This window comes from Micromonospora coxensis (assembly GCF_900090295.1).
GTDB lineage: Bacteria > Actinomycetota > Actinomycetes > Mycobacteriales > Micromonosporaceae > Micromonospora > Micromonospora coxensis.
Window position 1 is genome coordinate 5,517,180 of the sequence record NZ_LT607753.1, and the last position, 20,203, is coordinate 5,537,382.

Sequence of the window (20,203 nt, forward strand, 5' to 3'; positions counted from 1 at the left end):
TGTCAACCTACTGCCAGAGATCGGCACGCGCTCGGCCAAGTACCCCTTAGGGCGGCGCCGGGCACGGTCTCGTCGAGGTGCGCCGGCGTCGGGCGACGAGCGCCGACACCCGGAACATTCGCAAACAGTTGCTTGCGCAAGTCGACGTTTTAATTATGCTGGCGCCATGTCCTCGTCCCTCCTGGCGCCCGGCCCGGACCTCGACTCGGCCTTCGCCGCGCTCGGCGACCCCGTCCGTCGGGCCCTGGTGGCTCGTCTCGCGCGGGGCGACGCCACGGTGGGCGAACTCGCCGAGCCGTTCGACCTGACCCCGCAGGCGATCTCCCACCACGTCGGCGTGCTGCGCCGGTGCGGCCTGGTCGAGCAGCGACGCGAGGGCACCCGACGTCCCTGTCGGCTGAGCGTCGACCGACTGGCGCTGCTGGGCACCTGGATCGAGGCGCAGCGCCGCACTTGGAACGACCGGCTCGACGCCCTGGAGCGGCACCTCGCCGACGACGGAGCGGCCCGGTGAGCGCCGGAGCGGAGTTGCGCGGTGACGAACTGATCGCCCGGCGCCATCTCCCGGCGACGCCCGAACGCGTCTGGGCCGCCTTCACCGCACCGGCGAGCATCGCGGCGTTCTGGGGCGGCTCGCACGCCACCGTGCCGGCCGGGTCCGTCACCGTCGACCTGCGACCCGGCGGTGAGTTCGCGCTCGACACCCGCGCGCCGAACGGCGCGACCCGCCGGCTCCGCTTCGTGTACGTGCGCGTCACCGCACCGCACGAACTCGTGTTCGACGAGCCCGTCACCGGCCTCCGCACGACCGTCACCGTCCGCCCGGCCGGTGACGGCACGGAACTCACCGTCCACCAGCGCCGGCTCCCACCGGAGCTCCGGACGGCCCAGGCTGCCGACGGACTCGCCTCGATCCTCGACGCCCTCGCCGCGCACCTGCGGCAGCAACCCACACCGGCACGGAGGACACCATGACCCAGCCGACCCAGCGTGACCTCGTCGCGGAGTACTTCGACGGATTCCGGACCAGCGACCACCCACGCATCCTCGCGACCCTCACCGACGACGTCGAGTGGGTCATCCACGGCCACCGGACCACCCGGGGCAAGGCGCAGTTCGACGACGAGATCGAGAACCCGGCGTTCACCGGCAGCCCCGAACTCGACGTCCAGCGGGTCTACGAGGACGGCCCGGTCGTCATCACCGTCGGCGAGGGCCGGGGCGTCAGCCTCGTCCACGGCCCGTTCCGGTTCGCCTTCAACGACCTGTTCACCTTCCGCGACGGGCGCATCGCCCGGGTCGACTCCTATCTGGTCCCGCTGTCGTCGGCCGCAGCAGACCCCACCGGCGGGGACTCCGCGCCCTGAGCGGACTCCGCTCCTCAGGGCCCGTCGCCCCCGGCGGGGCGACGGATCAGCCCGCCGCTCCCACCGACCGGTACACCTCGACCGTGCGGGCCGCGATCGCGTCCCAGGAGAAGTGCTCCACCGCCCGCCGACGGCCGGCGAGACCGAACGCCTCGACCCGCTTCGGGTCGGCCAGCAGATCGTTGATCGTCGCGGCCAGGTCGGCCACGAAACGCCCCGGGTCCAGCGGCCGGCCGCTGCCGTCGGCGGCCTGCTCGATGCCGACGAGCAGCCCGGTGTCGCCGTCCGCCACCACCTCGGGGATGCCGCCGGTCGCGGTCGCCACCACCGCCGTCTCGCAGGCCATCGCCTCCAGGTTCACGATGCCCATTGGCTCGTACACCGACGGGCAGACGAAGATCGTCGCGTGGGTGAGCACCTGGATCACCTCGTGCTTGGGCAGCATCTCGGCCACCCAGACCACCCCGGAGCGGTTCGCCCGCAGCTCGGCCACCAGGCCCTCCACCTCGGCGGCGATCTCCGGGGTGTCCGGCGCGCCGGCCAGCAGCACCAGCTGGGTGTCGGCGGGCAGTTCCCGGGCCGCGCGCAGCAGGTACGGCAGGCCCTTCTGCCGGGTGATCCGCCCGACGTACACCACGCTGGGACGGGACGGGTCGATGCCGAGCCGGTCCACCACGTCGGTGCCGGTGTCGGGGGTGTACTGCGCGGTGTCGATGCCGTTGTAGACCACCCGCACCCGGTCCGGGTCGACCGTCGGGTACGCGGTCAGCACGTCGCGCCGCATCCCCTCGCTGACCGCGATGATCGCGTCGGCCGCCTCGAACGCGGTCCGCTCGCACCAGGAGGAGAGCGCGTACCCGCCGCCGAGCTGCTCGGCCTTCCACGGCCGCAGCGGCTCCAGGCTGTGCGCGGTCGCCACGTGCGGCACCCCGTGCAACAGCTTGGCGGTGTGACCGGCGAGGTTGGCGTACCAGGTGTGGCTGTGCACCACGTCGGTGCCGGCGCAGCCCGCCGCCATCTCCAGGTCCACGCCCATGGTCCGCAGCGCGGCGTTCGCGCCGGCCAGGCCGGCCGGCTCGGCGTACGCGGTGACGCCCGGCTCGGTGCGTGGCGCGCCGAAGCAGTGCACCCGTACGTCGGCGAGTCGGCGCAGCTCCCGGGCCAGGTACTCGACGTGCACCCCGGCCCCGCCGTACACCTCCGGCGGGTACTCCCGGGTCAGCAGGTCGACGCGAAGCGGTGCGGAGTCCGTCATGTCCGGCACCCTAGTGCAGAAACACGGCCCGCACGCCGGTGCGGAACTGTGCCCGTACGAGTGGTGAAGTCGCGGCGGGATGGATAGCGTCGGGACATGGCTGCCAAGGTGCTCGCGATCGTCCTGGCCGGCGGAGAGGGCAAGCGCCTCATGCCGCTCACCACGGACCGGGCCAAGCCGGCCGTCCCGTTCGGCGGGATGTACCGCATGGTCGACTTCGTCCTGTCCAACCTGGCGAACGCCGGCTTTCTGAAGATCGTCGTGCTGACCCAGTACAAGTCCCACTCGCTGGACCGGCACATCACCAAGACGTGGCGGATGTCGACGCTGCTCGGCAACTACGTCACGCCGGTGCCGGCGCAGCAGCGCCGCGGCCCGTGGTGGTTCGCCGGCTCCGCCGACGCGATCTACCAGAGCTTCAACCTGATCAACGACGAGCAGCCGGACTACGTGATCGTCTTCGGCGCCGACCACATCTACCGGATGGACCCCCGGCAGATGGTGGAGGACCACATCGCCTCCGGCGCGGCGGTGACCGTCGCCGGCATCCGGCAGCCGCTGTCGATGGCCGACCAGTTCGGGGTGATCGAGGTCGGCGAGGACGGCCGGCGGATCCGGGCCTTCCGCGAGAAGCCCACCGACGCGGTCGGCCTGCCCGACGCCCCCGACCAGATCTACGCCTCGATGGGCAACTACGTGTTCAGCACCCGGGCGCTCTGCGAGGCCGTCGAGCGCGACGCGGAGGACAAGACCAGCAAGCACGACATGGGCGGCAGCATCATCCCGATGCTGGTCGAGCGGGGCGAGGCCAACGTCTACGACTTCAAGGACAACGAGGTGCCCGGCAGCACCGACCGGGACCGCGGCTACTGGCGTGACGTGGGGACGCTCGACTCCTTCTACGACGCCCACATGGACCTGATCAACGTGCACCCGGTGTTCAACCTCTACAACTTCGACTGGCCGATCTACACCGAGCAGCCGCCGTGGCCGCCGGCCAAGTTCGTGCACCAGTGGGGCGAGCGGGTCGGCCGGGCGGTCGGGTCGATGGTCTCGCCCGGCGCGGTGATCTCCGGCTCCCTGGTGGAGAACTCGGTCGTCTCGCCGAAGGTCAAGGTCCACTCCTGGGCGCACGTGGACGGCGCGGTGCTGATGGAGGGTGTCGAGATCGGCCGGCACGCCGTGGTCCGCCGGGCCATCCTGGACAAGAACGTCTTCGTCCCCGAGGGGGCGGAGATCGGCGTCGACCTGGAGAAGGACCGGCAGCGCTACACCGTCTCCGACAACGGCATCGTGGTGATCGGCAAGGGGCAGCGCGTCGAGCCGTAGTCACGTCCCGCAGCAGCACACGAACCACAGGAGGATCCCGCAGTGGCCCACCCCCGCGCCGGACAGCCCGCCGAACCCGCCGACCTGGTGGACGTGCCCCGGCTGGTCACCGCCTACTACGCCGAGCACCCGGACCCGGACGACCCGGCGCAGCAGGTCTCCTTCGGCACCTCCGGCCACCGCGGGTCCTCGTTGCGTACCGCGTTCAACTCCGACCACATCCTCGCGGTGACCCAGGCGCTCTGCGACTACCGGCGGGAGCAGGGCGTCGACGGGCCGCTCTTCCTCGCCCGGGACACCCATGCGCTCTCCGCCCCGGCCGCCGTGGACGCCCTGGAGGTGCTCGCCGCCAACGACGTCACCGTGCTGGTGGACAGCCGCGACGGCTACACCCCGACCCCGGCGCTGTCGCACGCGGTGCTCACCCACAACCGGGGGCGCACCAGCGGCCTCGCCGACGGCATCGTGATCACCCCGTCGCACAACCCGCCCGACGACGGCGGCTTCAAGTACAACCCCACCCACGGCGGCCCCGCCGACTCCGACGTCACGACGTGGATCCAGGACCGGGCCAACGCGATCCTCGCCGCCGGGCTCAAGGAGGTGCGGCGGATCCCGTACGCCCGCGCCCGCGCCGCCGACACCACCGGCACGTACGACTTCCTCGCCCGCTACGTCGACGACCTGCCCGCCGCGATCGACATCGACGCGATCCGGGACGCCGGGGTACGCATCGGCGCCGACCCGCTCGGCGGGGCCAGCGTGGCGTACTGGGGCGAGATCGCCGAGCGGCACCGCCTCGACCTCACCGTGCTCAACCCGACGGTCGACCCGACCTGGCGGTTCATGACCCTCGACGGCGACGGCAAGATCCGGATGGACTGCTCCTCGCCGAACGCGATGGCCTCGCTGATCGCCGCCCGCGCCGACTACCAGGTCTCCACCGGCAACGACGCCGACGCCGACCGGCACGGCATCGTCACCCCCGACGGGGGCCTGATGAACCCCAACCACTACCTGGCGGTCGCGATCGGCCACCTGTTCCGTACCCGGGAGCAGTGGGGCCCGGCCGCGGCGGTCGGCAAGACGCTGGTCTCCTCCTCCATGATCGACCGGATCGCGGCCGACCTGGAACGGCCGCTGCTGGAGGTGCCCGTCGGGTTCAAGTGGTTCGTGCCCGGCCTGCTCGACGGCGCGGTCGGCTTCGGCGGCGAGGAGAGCGCCGGGGCGTCCTTCCTGCGCCGCGACGGGAGCACCTGGACCACCGACAAGGACGGCATCCTGCTCTGCCTGCTCGCCTCGGAGATCATCGCCACCACCGGGCGCACCCCCAGCCAGCACTACGCCGAGCTGACCGAGCGCTTCGGCGCCCCCGCGTACGCCCGGATCGACGCCCCGGCCGACCGGCGGCAGAAGGCCGTGCTCGGCAAGCTCTCCCCGGAACAGGTCGGCGCCACCGAACTGGCCGGGGAGCCGATCACCGCCACCCTCACCGCCGCCCCCGGCAACGGCGCGGCGATCGGCGGACTCAAGGTCACCACCGCCTCCGGCTGGTTCGCCGCCCGCCCCTCCGGCACCGAGGACGTCTACAAGATCTACGCCGAGTCGTTCCAGGGCCCGGAGCACCTCGCCCGGATCCAGGAGGAGGCCAAGGCGCTCGTCGACGGGGTGCTGGCCAAGGCCTGAGCACCCCGGCGCACGGCCGCTCACCGGGGCGGGGGCAGCTCCCTGCGGTGCAGCTGCTCCCGCAGCCCGTCCGGCAGCAGCTCCCGTAGCTGCTCGGGCAGCAGCGGCAGGTCCAGCAGGCTGAGCTTGAGCTGGTTGCGCTCCTGGTAGCGGCGCGGGTCGAGGCGGACCACCAGCCCGGCGTCACGCTGGTAGCGCACGTGCACCGCGCCCTCGGTCGCCGCGTCCCGGATCACCAGGCCGTCCATCTCCACGGTCACCGGCGCGGAGTCCGGACGCAGCTCGAGGTGGATGGTCTCCCCCGGGGAGAGCACCACCGAGCGGGAGATGCCGGCCATCGGCGCCGACGGCGTCACCACCACCGCCTGCGTCGCCGGGGAGACCAGCGGCCCGCCAGCGGCGTAGCTGTACGCCGTCGAGCCGGTCGGCGTGCTCACGATCAACGCGTCACAGCGGTAGTAGCCGTACCGCTGCCCGTCCACCGCGAGGGTGGCGGTGACGAAACCGGCGCCGGGCTGGCGGACCAGCGCCACGTCGTTGAAGGCCACCACGTCGTCGCCGCAGACGTCACAGGCCAGGCAGGCGTGCGACTCGACGGTGAAGTCGTGCGCCACCAGCCGGTCCAGCGCGCGCGGCAGGTCCGGCGGCTCCACCTCGACCAGGAACCCGACCCGCCCCAGGTGCACCCCGAGCACCGGCTTCGGGGTGCGTACCGCCGAGCGCAGGGCGCCCAGCATGGTGCCGTCCCCGCCGATGCTGATCAACGCGTCCGCGTGGGCGGCCAGCTCCGCCGCCGGGACCGCCTGCACCGAGGCGGGCACCCGGTGCCGGTCCTCGACCCGGACGGCGAGGGTCTTGCCGTGCCGGACCGCCCACCGCTCGATGATCCCGACCACCTCGGTGACGTCCCGGGTGGGATGCAGCACCAGACCGAACACGTACCCCGCCACCGGTACAGCTCACCACACCGCGCCACCGCCCGGCGGGCGTACGGCCCAGGTGCGGCGGCGGTGGGCCCCCACCGCCGCCGCACCGGTGCTCACCGTCGGGCGAACAGGTGCCGCAGCGACCGGGCGACCAGGTCGTCCCGGGCCGCTGGGGCCAGCCCCTCCAGGCCGAAGCCGAGGTAGACGGTGTCGTCGGTGACCACCGCCGCCCCCTCCTCGAACGCCTGCTGGCTGCGGCTCCAGTCGTTGGCGCCCGTCGCGGAGCCGGCCGGCGGCCCGCTCACCGTCCAGCCGCCCAGGTCGGCGGACTCGAAGGAGGTCTCCGAGACCACCGTGCCGTCGACGAACACCCGGGCGTCGTCCAGGAAGACACCCAGGCCCTGGGTGCCCCAGTCGGAGACGTACGAGATGGAGACCTCGACCTGCTTGCCGGCGTACGCCGACAGGTCGACCGAGAACTCCTGCCAGCCGCCGGACGCGCCGGTGGCCGCGTTCCAGGCGCCCGTGCTGCCGGTGGGGGAGCAGTCCGCGCCCTGGTAGTGGGTGAGGAACGGGTGCAGCGTCTCCGCCCAGCCCGAGGCGCAGCTCTCCCCGGTCGCCGTGCCGGTGCGGCCGTTGCGGTCCGGCAGCGTCGTCCAGGCGTCGCTGCCCACCTCGTGCGCCTCGACGATCAGGTAGTCCCAGTCCTGCTCGATGTCGTACGAGGTGAAGAAGCGCAGCTCACCGCTGGTGGCCGAGGTCAGGTCGACGGTCCGGGTGAGCCGCTTGTACGACTCGTCGGCCCGCCCGCTGTACAGGTACCAGTCCCCGGTGCGCGGGTCGAACGGGGCGGCGCCCGGCCGGCCCCAGTCCACCGTCGCCGAGCTGGCGAACTGCGGGAACTGCTCCGGCGGCAGGAAGCTCGACGTGGACAGGAACGACGCCGTGTGGTCCTGGTTGCCGGCGGAGCCCTCCGCGTTGAGCTGACCGGAGAACCCGGCGAACGCCCCGTCCGCGCCCCGCACCGGGTACGGCTCGCCCTCCGGGGCGCTACCGCCGTCGCTGACGTAGTTGTACGCCCCCAGGTAGTACTGCTGGAAGTCGTTGAACAGCGCCAGGCAGGTCACGTCGTCGGGGTCGGTGCACTCCGCAGGCCCGTTCGGCTGGTACACGTACGTGCCGTTCGCGGCCTGGGCGAAGAGCGCGTACTTGCCGCTGACCAGGAGCTTGCCGCCCTCGTTGAGGTAGTCGCGGACGGCCAGTTCGGTCTCCAGCGCGGCGCGGGCGGCGGTGCCGCCCACCTGGCCGGGGGAGCGCAGGATGATGTCGTCGCCGGTCTCCCAGACCACCGCCCGGTAGTGCGACAGGACGCCCAGGTGGTGCGGCGCCTTGCGGCCCATGACGTCGAAGTCGTACACGTCGCTGCTGCGGCCGGCCTTCGTCAGCGAGCGGCGATCTCGTCGGCGTACTTCGCGGTGGTGCCGGTCTGTGCCGGGCTCAGCCCGGTCACGTCCTCCATCGCCAGCACCAGCACGTCCCCGCCGACGTCGTCGTGCACCCGGTAGGTGAAGCGTTCGCTGGCCACCGGGCCCTTGCGGGGCTTGACCCCGGTGAACCACACCTCGACCCGGTCACCCGGCTTCGTACCGGTCACCGTGCCGCGCAGCTCGGCGTAGTAGTCCGAGTGCGTGTCGCCGTACCGCTCACCGCCGCGCCACTCGCGGACCTTGACGGTCTTCGGCCGGCCGCCGTTGACCACGTAGTGCATCCGGACGTCCTTCAGCGCCCGCCGGCTGATCGACGCGACCTGCTGGGTGCGCCCGTACGAGGTGTCGAAGGCGTCCACCACGAAGTCCGGGGTGCTGCGGCCGACCACCGACACCGGGTCGTCCGGGTCGGCCGCCGACTTCGCCACCGCCAGGGCGAACGGCAGGTTCTTCGCCACCTCCGCCGAGATCAGCTTCTCGTCGTCGGGGAAGATGAAGCCGCTGACGCAGTCCTCCGGCCGCCACTGGTCGTCCGGGTCGGACGCCGCCGCCGACTGGCAGGTGGACATCTCCGGGGTGAAGCCGAGGGTGCCGTAGCGGACCGTGGCGTGCGAGTCGGTGTCGCCGTTGGTGGTGTACAGCTCGGCGGAGATGTCCGGGTCGTAGCCGGGCACCGCCGGGTGGTCGTCGTCGCCGACCATCGTCTCGTAGATGACGTCGTCCGGGGTCGGCGTGCTCACCTGCCAGCCGACGCCGTAGAGCAGCAGTTGGGCGGCGGAGTGGTAGTTGACGAAGAACTCGAAGCCCACCCGCTTGAAGAGGCGGTCCAGCGCCTTCGTCTCCGGCTCCGAGTTCGGGCCGGGGCCCCGGTAGGTGTCGCTGTTCGGCTCCGGCGACGAGCCCTCGTCGTCGTACCCCCACTTGTAGCTGAAGTTGCGGTTGAGGTCGACGCCGTCGGCGGCGCTGATCTGCCCGTCGCCGTCGTTGTCCCGCAGGTTCTTGCGCCACAGCCGGTTGCCGGGGGTGAAGGTGTGGTCGTAGCCGTCCGGGTTCGCCACCGGCAGGAACCACAGCTCGGTGCTGTCCACCACCCGGGTGATCTCCGGGTCGGTGCCGTAGTTGTCCAGCACGTGGTGCAGCAGCCGGCGGGTCATCTCCGGGGTGATCCACTCACGGGCGTGCTGGGCGCTGCCGTAGAGCACCGCCGGGCGCCGCCCGTCCGGCACGGTCCGCGCGTTCTTGGTGACCTTCACCGCGAGGATCGGCTTGCCCTGCACCGTCCGGCCGATGGTCTCCAACTTCGCCAGCTTCGGGTGCCGGGCCACGGTCGCGGTGATCTCGTCGCGCAGGCCGCCCGGCTCGCTGTACGACCGGAACGCCGTCCAGCCCGCCGCCGCCTGCTCCCGCAGCGCCTGCGACGCTGCCTTGCCGCGCACCTTCTTGACGTCGAGCTTCACGCCCTGACCGGCCAGGCGGCGTGCCTGGCGCTCACTGAGCACGGTCTCCACGCGGGTCGCCCCGTCGCTGTCCGTGCCCCGGTGATCGTGGCCGAGGTCGACACCCACCGCGCGCAGCTTCTCCAGCTGCTGCGCGTCGAGGGTGCCGACGTACACCTCCAAGCTGTCGCGGCCGTCCGGGTCGGACGATGGCCGCGCGGTCGCTGGTGCGGTCAGCGCCAGCGCGCCGACCAGCGTGAACACGCCGGCGATCGCCAGCCGTGTCGGTCTCATGCGCATCCCCTTCGGTGGAAGGACCTGTGTCGCGAGCCTTCCGTCCGACGGAGATGGATGTCAATGGGCGAGATGGGCGGGGTGCTGCTCCGCCATGTGGGTCCATCGCTGCGGTGACAGTGCCGGTCCGGGCCGGGACACCTGCCGGCGTCACTGCTGGTGGAGCAGGTCGTTCACCAGATGACGACAGTGGACGCGGGCAGATCGAGGCTGCCGTGACGGGCCGCCGGGACCGATGTGAGGCGAGCCCTGGGCACTCGAGAAGCCAGAGCGGAAGTGCTACGGGGGTAAGGTCGTGCTCCACCACCAGCTTCGTCTCGGGACGCGGACATGACCCGCCTTGTGGTGACGGTCGAAGCGCGTTTCGTCCGGACACCGGACGGGGCGACATGGACCTGCGGTCCACCGGACCGAGGATTCTGGGACCGGTACCTCACCGTGTTCAGCGGGGTGCGGGTGGTCGCCCGCGTGACGGAGGCGCAGCGACGACCACCATCGGCTACCCGGGTGGACGGGGACCGCGTCGAGGTGTGGCCTGTTCCCTACTACGTCGGCAGCTACCAGTACCTCCTGCGGTCCAGGGCGGTCTCGCGGGCCGTGGTGGCGAGCGTGGGCGAGCGGGACGCCGTGCTGCTGCGGGTGCCGTCGTTGCTGGGCACCCTGCTGGCCTCTCGGTTGAGCCGGGTCGGACACCCGTACGCCCTGGAGGTGATCGGCGATCCGCACGGCGTGCTCGCGCCCGGCGTGGTGCGGCATCCGCTGCGCCCACTGCTGCGTCAGTGGTTCACCAGCAGGCTGCGCCAGCAGTGCAGATCCGCCTACGGGGTCGCCTACATCACGGAGCGCTACCTGCAGGAGAGCTATCCACCCGGTGCCGACTCCCTGACGACCACGTACTCCAGCGTGGACCTGCCGGCCGGCGCCTTCCGTGCTGAGCCGAGATCGGGAAAGGTGGAGGGAGAGGTGCCGACGCTGATCTCCATCGGCTCCCTGGAACAGATGTACAAGGGTATCGACACCCTCATCGAGGCCGTGGCACTCCTCACCGACAGCGGTATGCCCGTGCGGCTCGTGCATGTGGGCGATGGTCGTTTCCGACCCCATCTGCTGGACCTCGCCACCCGACTGGGTGTCGCCGGCCAGATCACCTTCCGCGGTCTGCTGCCGCCCGGTGAGCCGATCCTGGCCGCCCTCGATGCGGCCGATCTGTTCGTCATGCCGTCCCGCACCGAAGGTCAGGGTCGGGCCATGATCGAGGCGATGGCGCGCGGCCTGCCCGCGATCGGCTCGACCGCCGGCGGTATCCCCGAGCTTCTACCGCCCGAGTACCTGGTTCCGCCGGACAACCCGGCGGGCCTCGCAGCCAGCATCAGGCAGCTCGTCACGAACCCGGATCGGATGGCTCAGGCATCGGCCCGCAACCTGAACCGTGCACACGACTTCTCCGCCAGCCTTCTGGCCGAGCGGCGTACCGCTTTCTACCAGGCGATCCGGATGGCCACGGAAGACCGAGCCCCGACGTCCGTCCGGCGCAGGGTCCGTCGGTGACGCGAGGCCTGACCGGTGGCTCGCGGCTCACGAGCGGCACCGGGCTGGTCAGCCCGGCAACGGCAGGCACGGCCGTAGGACGGCCGACCGATGCCGAGGTCGACGTCGAGCGGGTGGAGCCGGAGTCGAAGGCCGCCGTCTGGCGCCTGCTGGGCTTGGCCGTATCCGCGCTCACGCAGGGTGCGGTGATGGTCGTCCTTGCTCGTCGCGGCAGTGCGGAGATGGTCGGCCAGTACGCGCTCGGTCTGGCGGTCAGCGCGCCCGTGGTGCTGCTGGCCGGACTCGGGCTTCCCACTGTACTGATGACCGACGTGGTGCAGCGGTTCAGCTTCCGCGAGTATCTGCGTCTCCGGTGTGCCGCGATGACCGTCGCGGTGGTGGTCATCGGCGCCCTCGCGGCCGGCCGAGGCGCGACCGCCGGCATGGTGATCATGCTTGTCGGGATTGCCAAGGCACTCGACGGTGTCGGGGAGATCTACTTCGCCCACTTCCAGCGGCGGTGGCGTACGCGAGCCATCTGCGTGGCGATGGTCATCAACAACCTGTGCACCCTGGTGCTGATGACCGCCCTCCTGGTGTGGACCGGGAACATCGTCATCACCGTTGTCGGATCGGTAGCCGGTTCCGCGCTCGGCTCGGGCCTCTTCTGCTGGTCGGTCGGTCGCAACATCGACGCAGACGCGAGCAGGCGCACAGAGTCCGCGAGCGTGGGTCGGTCCCTCGGCCGGGCGGGAGCGCTGGCGGTCATCGCCTTGCCGGTTGGTCTCGCCTCGGCCCTCAACTCGTTCAACTTCAACGTGTCGAGGTACGCGTTGGAGCAGACGCACGGGACGGACGCGTTGGGCGTTTTCGCCGCTCTCAGCTACGTGCTGCTCGCGGCCAACACGGTCTTCTCCGCAGTCGCTCAGGCAGTCCTGCCGAAGATGACCAGACTGTACGCAGCCGGTAGCCTGCGGCCTCTGGCGAGCCTGACCATGCGGCTCGTTCTGGGCTGTGCTGCCGTCGGTGGCGTGGTGACGGGCGTGGCAGTCCTTGCCGGCGGGAACCTCTTGAACGTTGTGTACGGTCCGGCATTCGCGCCATACGACGAGACGTTGACGGTGCTCACCCTCGGCGTCGCAATCGGCGGCGCTGTATTCATTCTCAACAGCGCATTGCTGGCAACTCGTCGCTTCGGCCGCCAATTCGTCGCCTCTGTGGTACTTCTGTTTCTGAGTCTCGTGGCCAGCATGGCGCTCGTGCCAGCCCGTGGAATCACGGGGGCTGCGTGGGCGCTCGTGCTGATTCTTGGTGCCGAGCTTCTTCTCAAGACTGTGATGCTCTGCCGTGCCATTGCGGTGGACGGTCGGCCCGCACGGCTGCTCGTCGAGGCTGGCGGACGACGACGGAAGGCAGATGTGACGTGACGCTCATCGACGTGGCGAGGCGACCTCATGAGGCCGTCGTCGCTCCTGGCGGGGAAACCCCTGCCCGTCATCCGTCGGGCTCGACGCTGAACTGGGTCATCTCATGTTCGGTGGTGCCCATGACGAGCTTGGTGCTCGCAGGCTTCGATCCACGGCTGCGGCACTGGATGCTGATTCCGGTGACCCTGTGCGGACTGCTCATCGGGGTGGACGCCATAGAGTGGTTCCGGCGGCGCTCGGACGTCTTCGACCCGCAGGCGATCGTGGGTCTCTGCGGATTCCACTTCTTCTATTTGGCGCCGATCCTCCACGTCATGCTCGACTATTGGGCCTTTGACGGCCTTGCGCCGGCGGACTGGCGCAAGGCGCTCGGCTCGTTCGCCGTGTTGAACGCCGTGGGGCTGCTGGTCTACCGCATGATCCTTCCGGTGGCGCGCCCGGCTGCCGCGCTTCGACGGAAGCGGACGCGGACCGAACTGTCGGAGGAGGCGTTCTGCCGTACGGGTGTGGTCGCGTGCGGTCTGGGGATCATGGCGTTCCTCGCCGAGGTCTACCTGTTCGGCGGCCTCGACGGCTTTCTTTCGGTGATGACCGAGAACCGGGAGACGCTGACCGGCATGGGGTGGCTCCTGGTCGTCGGTGAGTCATTTCCGCTCATCGCCACACTGGTGGTGCTCGTGCGCTGGCGGCACGTGCTGCGTAGGCGGAGAGCGCTCCTGGTGTTGATCATGGCTGCTCTCTTCGCCACTCAGTTTTTCGTCGCCGGGATGCGGGGCAGCCGTATCGGGACGCTCTGGCCCATGATCGCCGCATTGATGGTCATACACCTGCTGGTCGTTCGCATCACCCAGCGGACGGTCGCCGTTCTCGCCCTCGTCTTCGTGGTCTTCATGTACTCCTACGGGCTCTACAAGGGGTCGGGCGTGGAGGCGTTGGGCGCGCTGAAGGGACAGCGCAGCGTCAGCGAGCTCGCCAAGGAGAATCGCCGTGACCTGCCGTACGTCCTGTTGAGCGATCTGGGTAGGAGCGACGTCCAGGCACGAATCCTGCACAGCATCGGGTCCGGATCGGTCCGCCCCGCGTACGGGTCGACGTACCTCCACGGGTCGGCGTTCCTCGTGCCGCGGTATCTACTGCCGGAGCGCCCGGAGGGGACGAAGGTCGCTGTCGGCACCGACATCACCTACGGCTCGGGTGCCTACCAGGCCGGATACCGATCGTCCCGGGTCTACGGGGTCGCCGGTGAAGGGGTGATGAACTTCGGCGCGCTGGGCGGCATCACCGCTCTCGTGGTCTTCGGCTTCCTTGTCCGCTTCGCCCGTCGCTTCTGGTCCGATGCCATAGACAACGCCGGCCTGGCCGTGAAGATCCTGGCTCCGTCGGTGGTTCTGGTGGTCGTGAACATGCTGATGTGGGACTTCGACAACACGTTGTGGTTCATTGTGAAGCACGTGGTCCCGACGTTCGTGGTGCTCTGGGTGGCATCCCTGTCAAGGGCGGAATGAAGGGCGGATCGGCCGCGTGGCCCGCTGGCCGACTCGGCCGATCCGCCCTGCTGGTGCGACTCCACGCCCCTCACAGGGGGCGCAGCACGACGTCCTTGGTATAGCGCGACCAGCCATCCGCGTTCCCCTCCGCCACGGCCTCCCTCAGTCGTCGCGCGTCGACCTCGGTCTCGCTGTGGCCTTGGACGAGATACACGCGAAAGTTGCCGCACAGGAAGTCGAAGAACCGGGCGTCGCCGTTCTGGACCTCGCAGAGTCCCGCGAACGGCCGCCCCTTGAGCAGTCCCGACATGCCGTCGAGCACCGCCTGCTCGTGGCCCTCCACGTCTACCTTGAACAGGACCGTGTCGTTCTGATCGAGTTCGATGTGCTCATCGAGCCGAAAGGTTTCCACCGTGACCCCTCGCTCGCCCTCGGTCGCCAGTGACGAGGTGCCGGAGTGGTGTCCGGTCAGGTGGAGGCGTGCCGACCCTGCTCGGTCGCTGGCGGCTCCGGCATGCAGACGGACGCTCGGATACCGGTCACGGCAGCCGTCGATGGTACGCCTGAGCCAGGGCAGGACGGCGGGGTTCGCCTCGACCAGATGGAGTCGGGCTCCGTTCGGATACGTGGTGCAGAAGGCTACTTCACCGTAGTTGGCCCCTACGTCTATGACCACTGACGGTCTGAGTTGTGTGGCGAGGTGTCGCCAGACACGCACGGCCGCTCGGTCCAGCGCGCCGCCTTTCCGCGAGAGAAGGGCGGCGCGGTCGTCGGAGGGGTCGCCGTAAAGGACGATGCCGATGTCGTTTCTGATGCGTCCCGATCTCAGTCGTAGGGACGTCTTGATGGTGACGATATGTGCGCGTCGAATTCCTGACGCGCGATAAACGCGGCGCAGTGCGCCTTGTGCTGAGGTCATAGGTCCTGAATATACGGCACCGCTGGTCGAGTTTCGGGAGCTCGCCGCGTGAAAGGCATTTCTCTTTGCGATGACGTGAATCAGGCTCGGTGAAGTGGCGAATACTCAGAACCGAGTGTCCGGCGCGCCGCGCCGTGCGATCGGGGTGAGCGTGTCTCCGGCGTGGCTCGTGTCGTTGACCGTATGGCCGTCAACCATGTCGGGCGGTCAACTGGATTGCACGGAGAACGTGGTGCCCGGTCTGGCAGAAAATGCCCGCCGGACGGCAGTGAGGAGAGTTGCGCATGCCGCTGTTCCGGGCCAGGGCTCGTCCCGATGCTGACAGTCCTCCTTGGCGAGCGGTGGCGGTCGGAGGATCACCGGTCCCCACCTCGCCCGGTCCGATGGTGGACAACGCGACGGTCGCCTTCGTGGCGGGAATCGGCATGACCCTGCAGAACATCGTCGCCCCGGTGGCTCGTGCGCTGTCCGCGTATCCGGTTCGCCGGATCGCCGTGGTGGGGCGAGGCAGTGTCGTGCCTGACCTGTATCGGGACTTCGACGAGGTCTACGAGATCGCCCCGTTCCGGCGAGCCGGCGCTGCATCCATGGCGGCGGCGTTCGCCGGCCTTCGGCGTATCGTCCGCCGTGAGCGTGTCGACCTGCTGCACCTGCACTCGCCGTTCGGCATCGCGCTCGGGCGCGCCGTCGCCACCGTGACAGGAACTCCGCACGTGGCGGTCGTCAGCGGGACGTTGTTCGGCAGCCCGACGTGGGCCGGGCGCCTGTTCAGCACGATAGAGGCGGCCTCGGCCCGTCTGACGCCGGCCTACATCACCCTCAACCCCGAGGACCGGGAGACCTATCGTCGCCTTGCTCCGCGCAGCCGCATCAACACGGCACCGTGCGGGGCTGCCGGGATCGATCCGGAGCGCTTTGCGGTGACCCGCTCCCTGTCTGCCGCCTCGGATCGGCCGCCACGGCTGCTGTTGATGGGGCGCCTGACCACCGACAAGAACCTCGACCTGGCAGTGGCGGCGTGGCGGCTGGCACGGCGAGTGCTGCCGAACATCGAACTGCGGATCGTCGGATCCACGGCGCCCGGGGAGCCGGCGTGGGCGCCGCCGGTGGAAAGCGGGCTGACGGTGGAGGCGTGGACGCGGCAACCGGCGGCGGAGTTCGCGGCCGCGGACGTCGTGCTCTCCGCCAGTTCCCGAGAGGGCTTCCCGATGGTCCTGGTCGAGGCCCTGACCGTTGGAACGCCTGTCGTGGCGGTGTCCAACAGGGGTACCCGGGCCCTGGCACAGCAGGTGGAGGAGGGATTGACGCTCGTGCCGCCCGATGCGGAGTCGATGGCAGAGGCGTTGCTCGCCCGCTTGGACGGGCCGCCCGTCCGAGTCGCCCGCTCGGTGTTGGACTCGTGGAGCCTGGCTTCGGTCTCTGCCTTCCACGTCGAACAGATCCTCGGGAATCTCGCGAAAGCTCCCACGACGGAACTATTAGGGCAATACGCTTATAAGGCGCGGTAGCGGCAATATCTCAAAGGAGACCGAGTTCGATCATGACTCTTCGCGAAGCTCCTGAGCGGGCTGCAGCGGCGACGCCCGATGCCCTTCGCCTCAGTGCGAGCCGACGTCACGATCTCGCGAAACGCCTGTTCGACGTCGTCATCGCCGGACTGGCACTTGTCCTGCTGGCACCGCTCATGGCGGCAGTGGCGCTCCTTGTGCTGGTGGCGTTCGGTCGCCCGGTGCTGTTCCGGCACACCCGGCCGGGTCTGCATGGAGAGCTCTTCGAACTGGTCAAGTTCCGGACGATGCATCACGTGGACCCGTCCCGGGGGCGGGTCACCGACGCAGAACGGCTCACCCCGGTCGGTCGTTGGTTACGGGCGACCAGTCTCGACGAACTGCCGGAGTTGTGGAACGTCCTGCGGGGTGACATGAGTCTGGTCGGCCCGCGACCGCATCTTGTGCGGTACCTGGACCTCTACACCGAGGAGCAGGCGCGTCGCCATGACGTGCGTCCAGGAATCACCGGTCTCGCCCAGGTGCGTGGTCGTAACACCCTGTCCTGGGAAGACAAGTTCGCCTATGACGTCGAGTACGTCGACTCTCGTTCTTTCGCCCTCGATTTGCGGATCCTGGCCGAGACGATTCGGGTGGTCCTACGCCGTGAGGGCATCACGGCCCCGGGCTCGGACACCTGGCACGAGTGGCAGGGGCCGACGCGATCGGTGCTGACGACCGGCGACGGCGACTCTTCGCGCGCAGTCGTCTCCGAGATCGCGCCGCCCGGCGGACGCTGGCGCCCGTGCCACGAGAAATGAACGTCCTTCTGTTCGGTGCGTCCGGCTTTCTCGGACGGCACATCCGCCAGCGCCTCGCCGAGGAGATGACCGTCCACTCGCCCACGCGGCAGGAGTGCGACCTGGTCACTGTCGACGTTCGCGCTCTCACGGCGTTGCTGACGAAGACACGACCGGACGCGGTGGTCGTCGCGGCCGGGCGGATCGTGGGTTCCGGGCACGAATTCGTGTTGGCCCACACCGTCGTCGTCGCCAAGCTCGTCGAGGCGATGGCCCTCTCCACGCCCGGGGCGCGGCTGGTACGGATCGGCTCCGCCGCGGAGTACGGCGTGGTCCCGCACGGCCATGCCGTCCGCGAGGACGATGCGGCCGATCCGGTCGGGGAGTACGGAATCAGTCACCTCGCGGCCACCCGACTGGTCGAACGTGCCGTCACGGCGGGCCAGCTGGACGCGGTGGTGCTGCGGGTGTTCAACCCGGTCGGACCGGGAATGCCCGCCGGCAATCTGCTCGGCCGTACCGCGACGAGGTTGCGCGAGGCGATGGCCCACGGCGTCGCGCGGCTGCCCTTGGGTCTGCACGACACGTGGCGCGATTACGTCGACGTACGGGACATCGCCGCGGCGGTCAGCGCCGCATTGCGGCCGGCGTCGCCCGGAGCCGTCGTGTTCAACGTCGGCAGCGGCCGGGCGGTGGGCACGCCGGAGGTGGTACGGCTGCTCGCCGATGCCGCGGGCTTCCGCGGCGAGATCACCGAGGGCGATTTCGCGCCGGACGCCGCCCGCTCGGCGGCGGTGTCATGGATGTGCGCCGACCTCACCCGCACCGCCGATCTGCTCGGCTGGTCACCCCGGCACGCGTTGGCGGACTCCCTCGCGACGGTCTGGGCCGACGTCGACGGCTGTCCGCGCACCAGACCCGTCACCGTCTGAGACGCCTTCGTCGCGCCGGTACCCAGGTGGGTCGTGCGGGACGGCCAATCCCAAATCCCGCCAACGCTCCTCCGGCGGCGTCCGGACGCGAGGCACCGGCCTTGACATCCGGCACGGCGTCGATGCCACGCCGGGATCGTGACGGGTGCCGTCACGAACGTGCGACGGGTTGCCGCTACCTCCGTACGACATCGCCGGCCACCCTCGGTCGGTCGACATCGAGACCCGTCCCGACGAGACCCGGCACACCGCGGTCGGCTCCGCCCGCCGGTAGAGTTCTGCCGGCCGTGTCACCCCCGGCGCGGCACCCCTCCCCGGGAGGAGCCCCCGGTGTTGCACCTCAGGGTCATTGCGCCGTCCGACCAGTCGGACGCGGTGGCCGCCATGCTGGCCGCCGATCCCGGCGTGACCCATCTGGTGGTGCTGCCCGGCACGGCCCGCCAGCCGGCCGGGGACTACATCGTCTGCGACGTGGTCCGGGAGAGCGCCGACGCCGTGCTGCACCGGCTGCGCGAACTGGGCGTGGAGGCGCACGGCGGCATCGCCGCGGACGACGTGGAACTGGCCCTGTCCGCAGCGGCCGAGCAGGCCGCCGAGGCGGCGCCGGGGCACGGCGAGGACGCCGTGGTCTGGGACGAGATCGCGGCGAAGACGGGTGAGCAGACGGTGCTCTCCGGCACCTTCCTGGTGCTGATCGTGGTGGCCACGATGATCGCCGGGATCGGCGTCCTGCTGGACCAGCCGATCCTGATCGTCGGCGCGATGGTGGTCGGGCCGGAGTTCGGCCCGCTCGCCGCGCTCTGCGTCGCCCTGTTGCGCCGCGAGCCGGCGGTCGTCCTGCGGTCGGTGCAGGCGCTGGTGGTGGGGTTCCTGGTGGCGATGCTCGCCACCGTGCTCAGCACCTGGGCGCTGACCGCGGCGGACCTGGTCAGCCGGGACATGCTGCTGGCCGAGCGGCCGCTGACCGACTTCATCTGGCGTCCGGACGCGCTGTCGTGGGTGGTGGGCCTCCTGGCCGGCGTCGCCGGCATGCTCTCGCTGACCTCGAAGAAGTCCGGATCCCTGGTGGGCGTGCTGATCTCGGTGACCACCGTGCCGGCGGCGGCGAACGTGGCCGTGGCCGCCGCGTACGGGGTGTGGCACGAGGCGGCCGGCTCCGCCCTCCAACTGGTGATCAACCTGGTCGCGATCGTGGTGGCGGGCCTGCTCACCCTGGCCGTGCAGCACTGGTGGTGGCGGCGGGTGGAGCGCCGGGAGAGCCGGCAGGCACGCGCGGGCGTGGTCAGCGCCGGTCGTCGTCGCCGTCCGCCAGCCGCCGGTTGAGCAGGGTCTGCAGCGGGATCGACTCGCCGTCCCGGCCGCCCTCGCCGACCACCAGCGGCGCCGCCGACGGCGCCGGCTCCGCGCCGAGCAGCCGCGCACGCAGGCCGGACGGCACAGCCAGCAGGTAGAAGCGGCCGTCGACGCCGACCGCACGGGTGCGGGCCCGGTCGAGGTACCAGCCGCGCAGCCGGGTGCGGTAGCGGCTACGGCCGTCGTACCCGAGGGCGGTCAGCCGGTCCGCGGGCAGGCCGCGCCGGGTCGCCTCGGCGACGAACGCCGCGACCAGCTCGGCGGCCTCGGCGTGCTCGGCGGCGCGGCGCGCGTCGGCCGCCGCCGCGTGCGCCCGCACTGCCCGCTGCCGCTGTTCCCGCCAGGTCCCGTCCGGGTCGTCCACACCGAGACGGTACGCCCGTGCGCCCGCCCCGCCCCCGGTCGGGTCCCGCGCACGGGCGGGATCAGGGCGCACCGGCGTGGCGATACCGGGGTGCTCGTCGGCGGGCGACGAGGTGGTGGCCCGGGCG

General features: G+C 70.6%; 16 protein-coding genes and 1 pseudogene. 12 read left to right on the forward strand and 5 right to left on the reverse strand.

Features of this window, described 5'->3' with window-relative positions; translation table 11 throughout:
* Positions 1-166 precede the first annotated feature (166 nt).
* Genes GA0070614_RS25160 through GA0070614_RS25170 form a run of 3 tightly spaced genes read left to right on the forward strand, consistent with a single transcriptional unit; the run spans position 167 to position 1,367 of the window.
* The gene (locus GA0070614_RS25160) at positions 167-514 is read left to right on the forward strand and encodes an ArsR/SmtB family transcription factor (protein WP_088978272.1); all 348 of its coding nucleotides are present in this window, start codon (positions 167-169) and stop codon (positions 512-514) included.
* Entirely contained in the window at positions 511-975 is a 465-nt protein-coding gene (locus tag GA0070614_RS25165; RefSeq protein WP_088978273.1) for an SRPBCC family protein, read from the forward strand. The genes GA0070614_RS25160 and GA0070614_RS25165 overlap by 4 nt, the downstream gene beginning before the upstream one ends.
* Positions 972-1,367, forward strand: a complete 396-nt coding sequence (locus tag GA0070614_RS25170) for a nuclear transport factor 2 family protein (protein ID WP_088978274.1) — start codon at positions 972-974, stop codon at positions 1,365-1,367. Before GA0070614_RS25165 ends, GA0070614_RS25170 begins: the two co-directional genes overlap by 4 nt.
* A 46-nt stretch (positions 1,368-1,413) precedes the next feature.
* Here the strand turns inward: GA0070614_RS25170 and glgA are convergent, their stop codons facing one another.
* Positions 1,414-2,622, reverse strand: coding sequence for a glycogen synthase (glgA, locus tag GA0070614_RS25175; RefSeq protein ID WP_088978275.1), 1,209 nt, complete (start codon positions 2,620-2,622; stop codon positions 1,414-1,416).
* Positions 2,623-2,718: 96 nt separating this feature from the next.
* Here glgA and glgC point away from each other — a divergent pair, with 96 nt between their 5' ends.
* Both glgC and pgm read left to right on the forward strand, forming a co-directional pair.
* Positions 2,719-3,951 (forward strand): glucose-1-phosphate adenylyltransferase, encoded by a 1,233-nt coding sequence (glgC, locus tag GA0070614_RS25180; RefSeq protein ID WP_088978276.1) that lies wholly within the window; start codon positions 2,719-2,721, stop codon positions 3,949-3,951.
* A 42-nt stretch (positions 3,952-3,993) separates the two neighbouring features.
* Positions 3,994-5,637 (forward strand): phosphoglucomutase (alpha-D-glucose-1,6-bisphosphate-dependent), encoded by a 1,644-nt coding sequence (gene pgm / locus GA0070614_RS25185; RefSeq protein WP_088978277.1) that lies wholly within the window; start codon positions 3,994-3,996, stop codon positions 5,635-5,637.
* A gap of 20 nt (positions 5,638-5,657) precedes the next feature.
* Here pgm and GA0070614_RS25190 read toward each other — a convergent pair whose 3' ends face one another.
* Together GA0070614_RS25190 and GA0070614_RS25195 are read right to left on the reverse strand one after the other, a co-directional pair.
* Complete coding sequence (locus GA0070614_RS25190; RefSeq protein WP_088978278.1) at positions 5,658-6,587, reverse strand: NAD(+)/NADH kinase; 930 nt, start codon at positions 6,585-6,587, stop codon at positions 5,658-5,660.
* An 89-nt stretch (positions 6,588-6,676) separates the two neighbouring features.
* A pseudogene (locus GA0070614_RS25195) lies at positions 6,677-9,780 on the reverse strand (M14 family zinc carboxypeptidase).
* A gap of 330 nt (positions 9,781-10,110) precedes the next feature.
* On the opposite strand from GA0070614_RS25195, the gene GA0070614_RS25200 reads away from it, so the two are divergent.
* From GA0070614_RS25200 to GA0070614_RS25210, 3 genes are read left to right on the forward strand one after another with little or no spacing between them, the layout of a single operon-like run.
* Positions 10,111-11,328 (forward strand): glycosyltransferase family 4 protein, encoded by a 1,218-nt coding sequence (locus GA0070614_RS25200; RefSeq protein ID WP_088978279.1) that lies wholly within the window; start codon positions 10,111-10,113, stop codon positions 11,326-11,328.
* Positions 11,325-12,734, forward strand: a complete 1,410-nt coding sequence (locus GA0070614_RS25205; protein ID WP_088978280.1) for a lipopolysaccharide biosynthesis protein — start codon at positions 11,325-11,327, stop codon at positions 12,732-12,734. Before GA0070614_RS25200 ends, GA0070614_RS25205 begins: the two co-directional genes overlap by 4 nt.
* A complete protein-coding gene (locus GA0070614_RS25210; protein WP_157745085.1) occupies positions 12,731-14,239 on the forward strand; it encodes a hypothetical protein in 1,509 nt (502 codons plus the stop codon). The genes GA0070614_RS25205 and GA0070614_RS25210 overlap by 4 nt, the downstream gene beginning before the upstream one ends.
* Before the next feature lie 70 nt (positions 14,240-14,309).
* On the opposite strand, the gene GA0070614_RS25215 is transcribed toward GA0070614_RS25210, so the two are convergent.
* A complete protein-coding gene (locus tag GA0070614_RS25215) occupies positions 14,310-15,140 on the reverse strand; it encodes an FkbM family methyltransferase (RefSeq protein WP_088978282.1) in 831 nt (276 codons plus the stop codon).
* 383 nt (positions 15,141-15,523) lie between these two features.
* Here GA0070614_RS25215 and GA0070614_RS25220 point away from each other — a divergent pair, with 383 nt between their 5' ends.
* The 4 genes from GA0070614_RS25220 to GA0070614_RS25235 all read left to right on the forward strand — a co-directional run bounded on the left by GA0070614_RS25220 (position 15,524) and on the right by GA0070614_RS25235 (position 19,682).
* The gene (locus GA0070614_RS25220; RefSeq protein WP_172892503.1) at positions 15,524-16,648 is read left to right on the forward strand and encodes a glycosyltransferase; all 1,125 of its coding nucleotides are present in this window, start codon (positions 15,524-15,526) and stop codon (positions 16,646-16,648) included.
* Positions 16,649-16,680: 32 nt separating this feature from the next.
* Complete coding sequence (locus GA0070614_RS25225; RefSeq protein WP_088978284.1) at positions 16,681-17,448, forward strand: sugar transferase; 768 nt, start codon at positions 16,681-16,683, stop codon at positions 17,446-17,448.
* Positions 17,445-18,359 (forward strand): NAD-dependent epimerase/dehydratase family protein, encoded by a 915-nt coding sequence (locus GA0070614_RS25230; RefSeq protein WP_088978285.1) that lies wholly within the window; start codon positions 17,445-17,447, stop codon positions 18,357-18,359. Before GA0070614_RS25225 ends, GA0070614_RS25230 begins: the two co-directional genes overlap by 4 nt.
* Before the next feature lie 330 nt (positions 18,360-18,689).
* Complete coding sequence (locus GA0070614_RS25235) at positions 18,690-19,682, forward strand: DUF389 domain-containing protein (RefSeq protein WP_088978286.1); 993 nt, start codon at positions 18,690-18,692, stop codon at positions 19,680-19,682.
* On the opposite strand, the gene GA0070614_RS25240 is transcribed toward GA0070614_RS25235, so the two are convergent.
* Positions 19,642-20,076, reverse strand: a complete 435-nt coding sequence (locus tag GA0070614_RS25240) for a hypothetical protein (protein WP_088978287.1) — start codon at positions 20,074-20,076, stop codon at positions 19,642-19,644. The two genes, GA0070614_RS25235 and GA0070614_RS25240, sit on opposite strands and share 41 nt — an antisense overlap.
* Positions 20,077-20,203: the final 127 nt, after the last annotated feature.

Excerpts from the sequence above, each read along its gene's own strand:
- GA0070614_RS25220 (WP_172892503.1), top strand. The coding sequence starts at position 15,524 with ATGGTGGACAACGCGACGGTCGCCTTCGTGGCGGGAATCGGCATGACC.
- GA0070614_RS25200 (WP_088978279.1), top strand. The coding sequence starts at position 10,111 with ATGACCCGCCTTGTGGTGACGGTCGAAGCGCGTTTCGTCCGGACACCG.
- GA0070614_RS25225 (WP_088978284.1), top strand. The coding sequence starts at position 16,681 with ATGACTCTTCGCGAAGCTCCTGAGCGGGCTGCAGCGGCGACGCCCGAT.
- glgC (WP_088978276.1), top strand. The coding sequence starts at position 2,719 with ATGGCTGCCAAGGTGCTCGCGATCGTCCTGGCCGGCGGAGAGGGCAAG.
- GA0070614_RS25170 (WP_088978274.1), top strand. The coding sequence starts at position 972 with ATGACCCAGCCGACCCAGCGTGACCTCGTCGCGGAGTACTTCGACGGA.
- glgA (WP_088978275.1), bottom strand. The coding sequence starts at position 2,622 with ATGACGGACTCCGCACCGCTTCGCGTCGACCTGCTGACCCGGGAGTAC.
- GA0070614_RS25215 (WP_088978282.1), bottom strand. The coding sequence starts at position 15,140 with ATGACCTCAGCACAAGGCGCACTGCGCCGCGTTTATCGCGCGTCAGGA.
- GA0070614_RS25160 (WP_088978272.1), top strand. The coding sequence starts at position 167 with ATGTCCTCGTCCCTCCTGGCGCCCGGCCCGGACCTCGACTCGGCCTTC.
- GA0070614_RS25230 (WP_088978285.1), top strand. The coding sequence starts at position 17,445 with ATGAACGTCCTTCTGTTCGGTGCGTCCGGCTTTCTCGGACGGCACATC.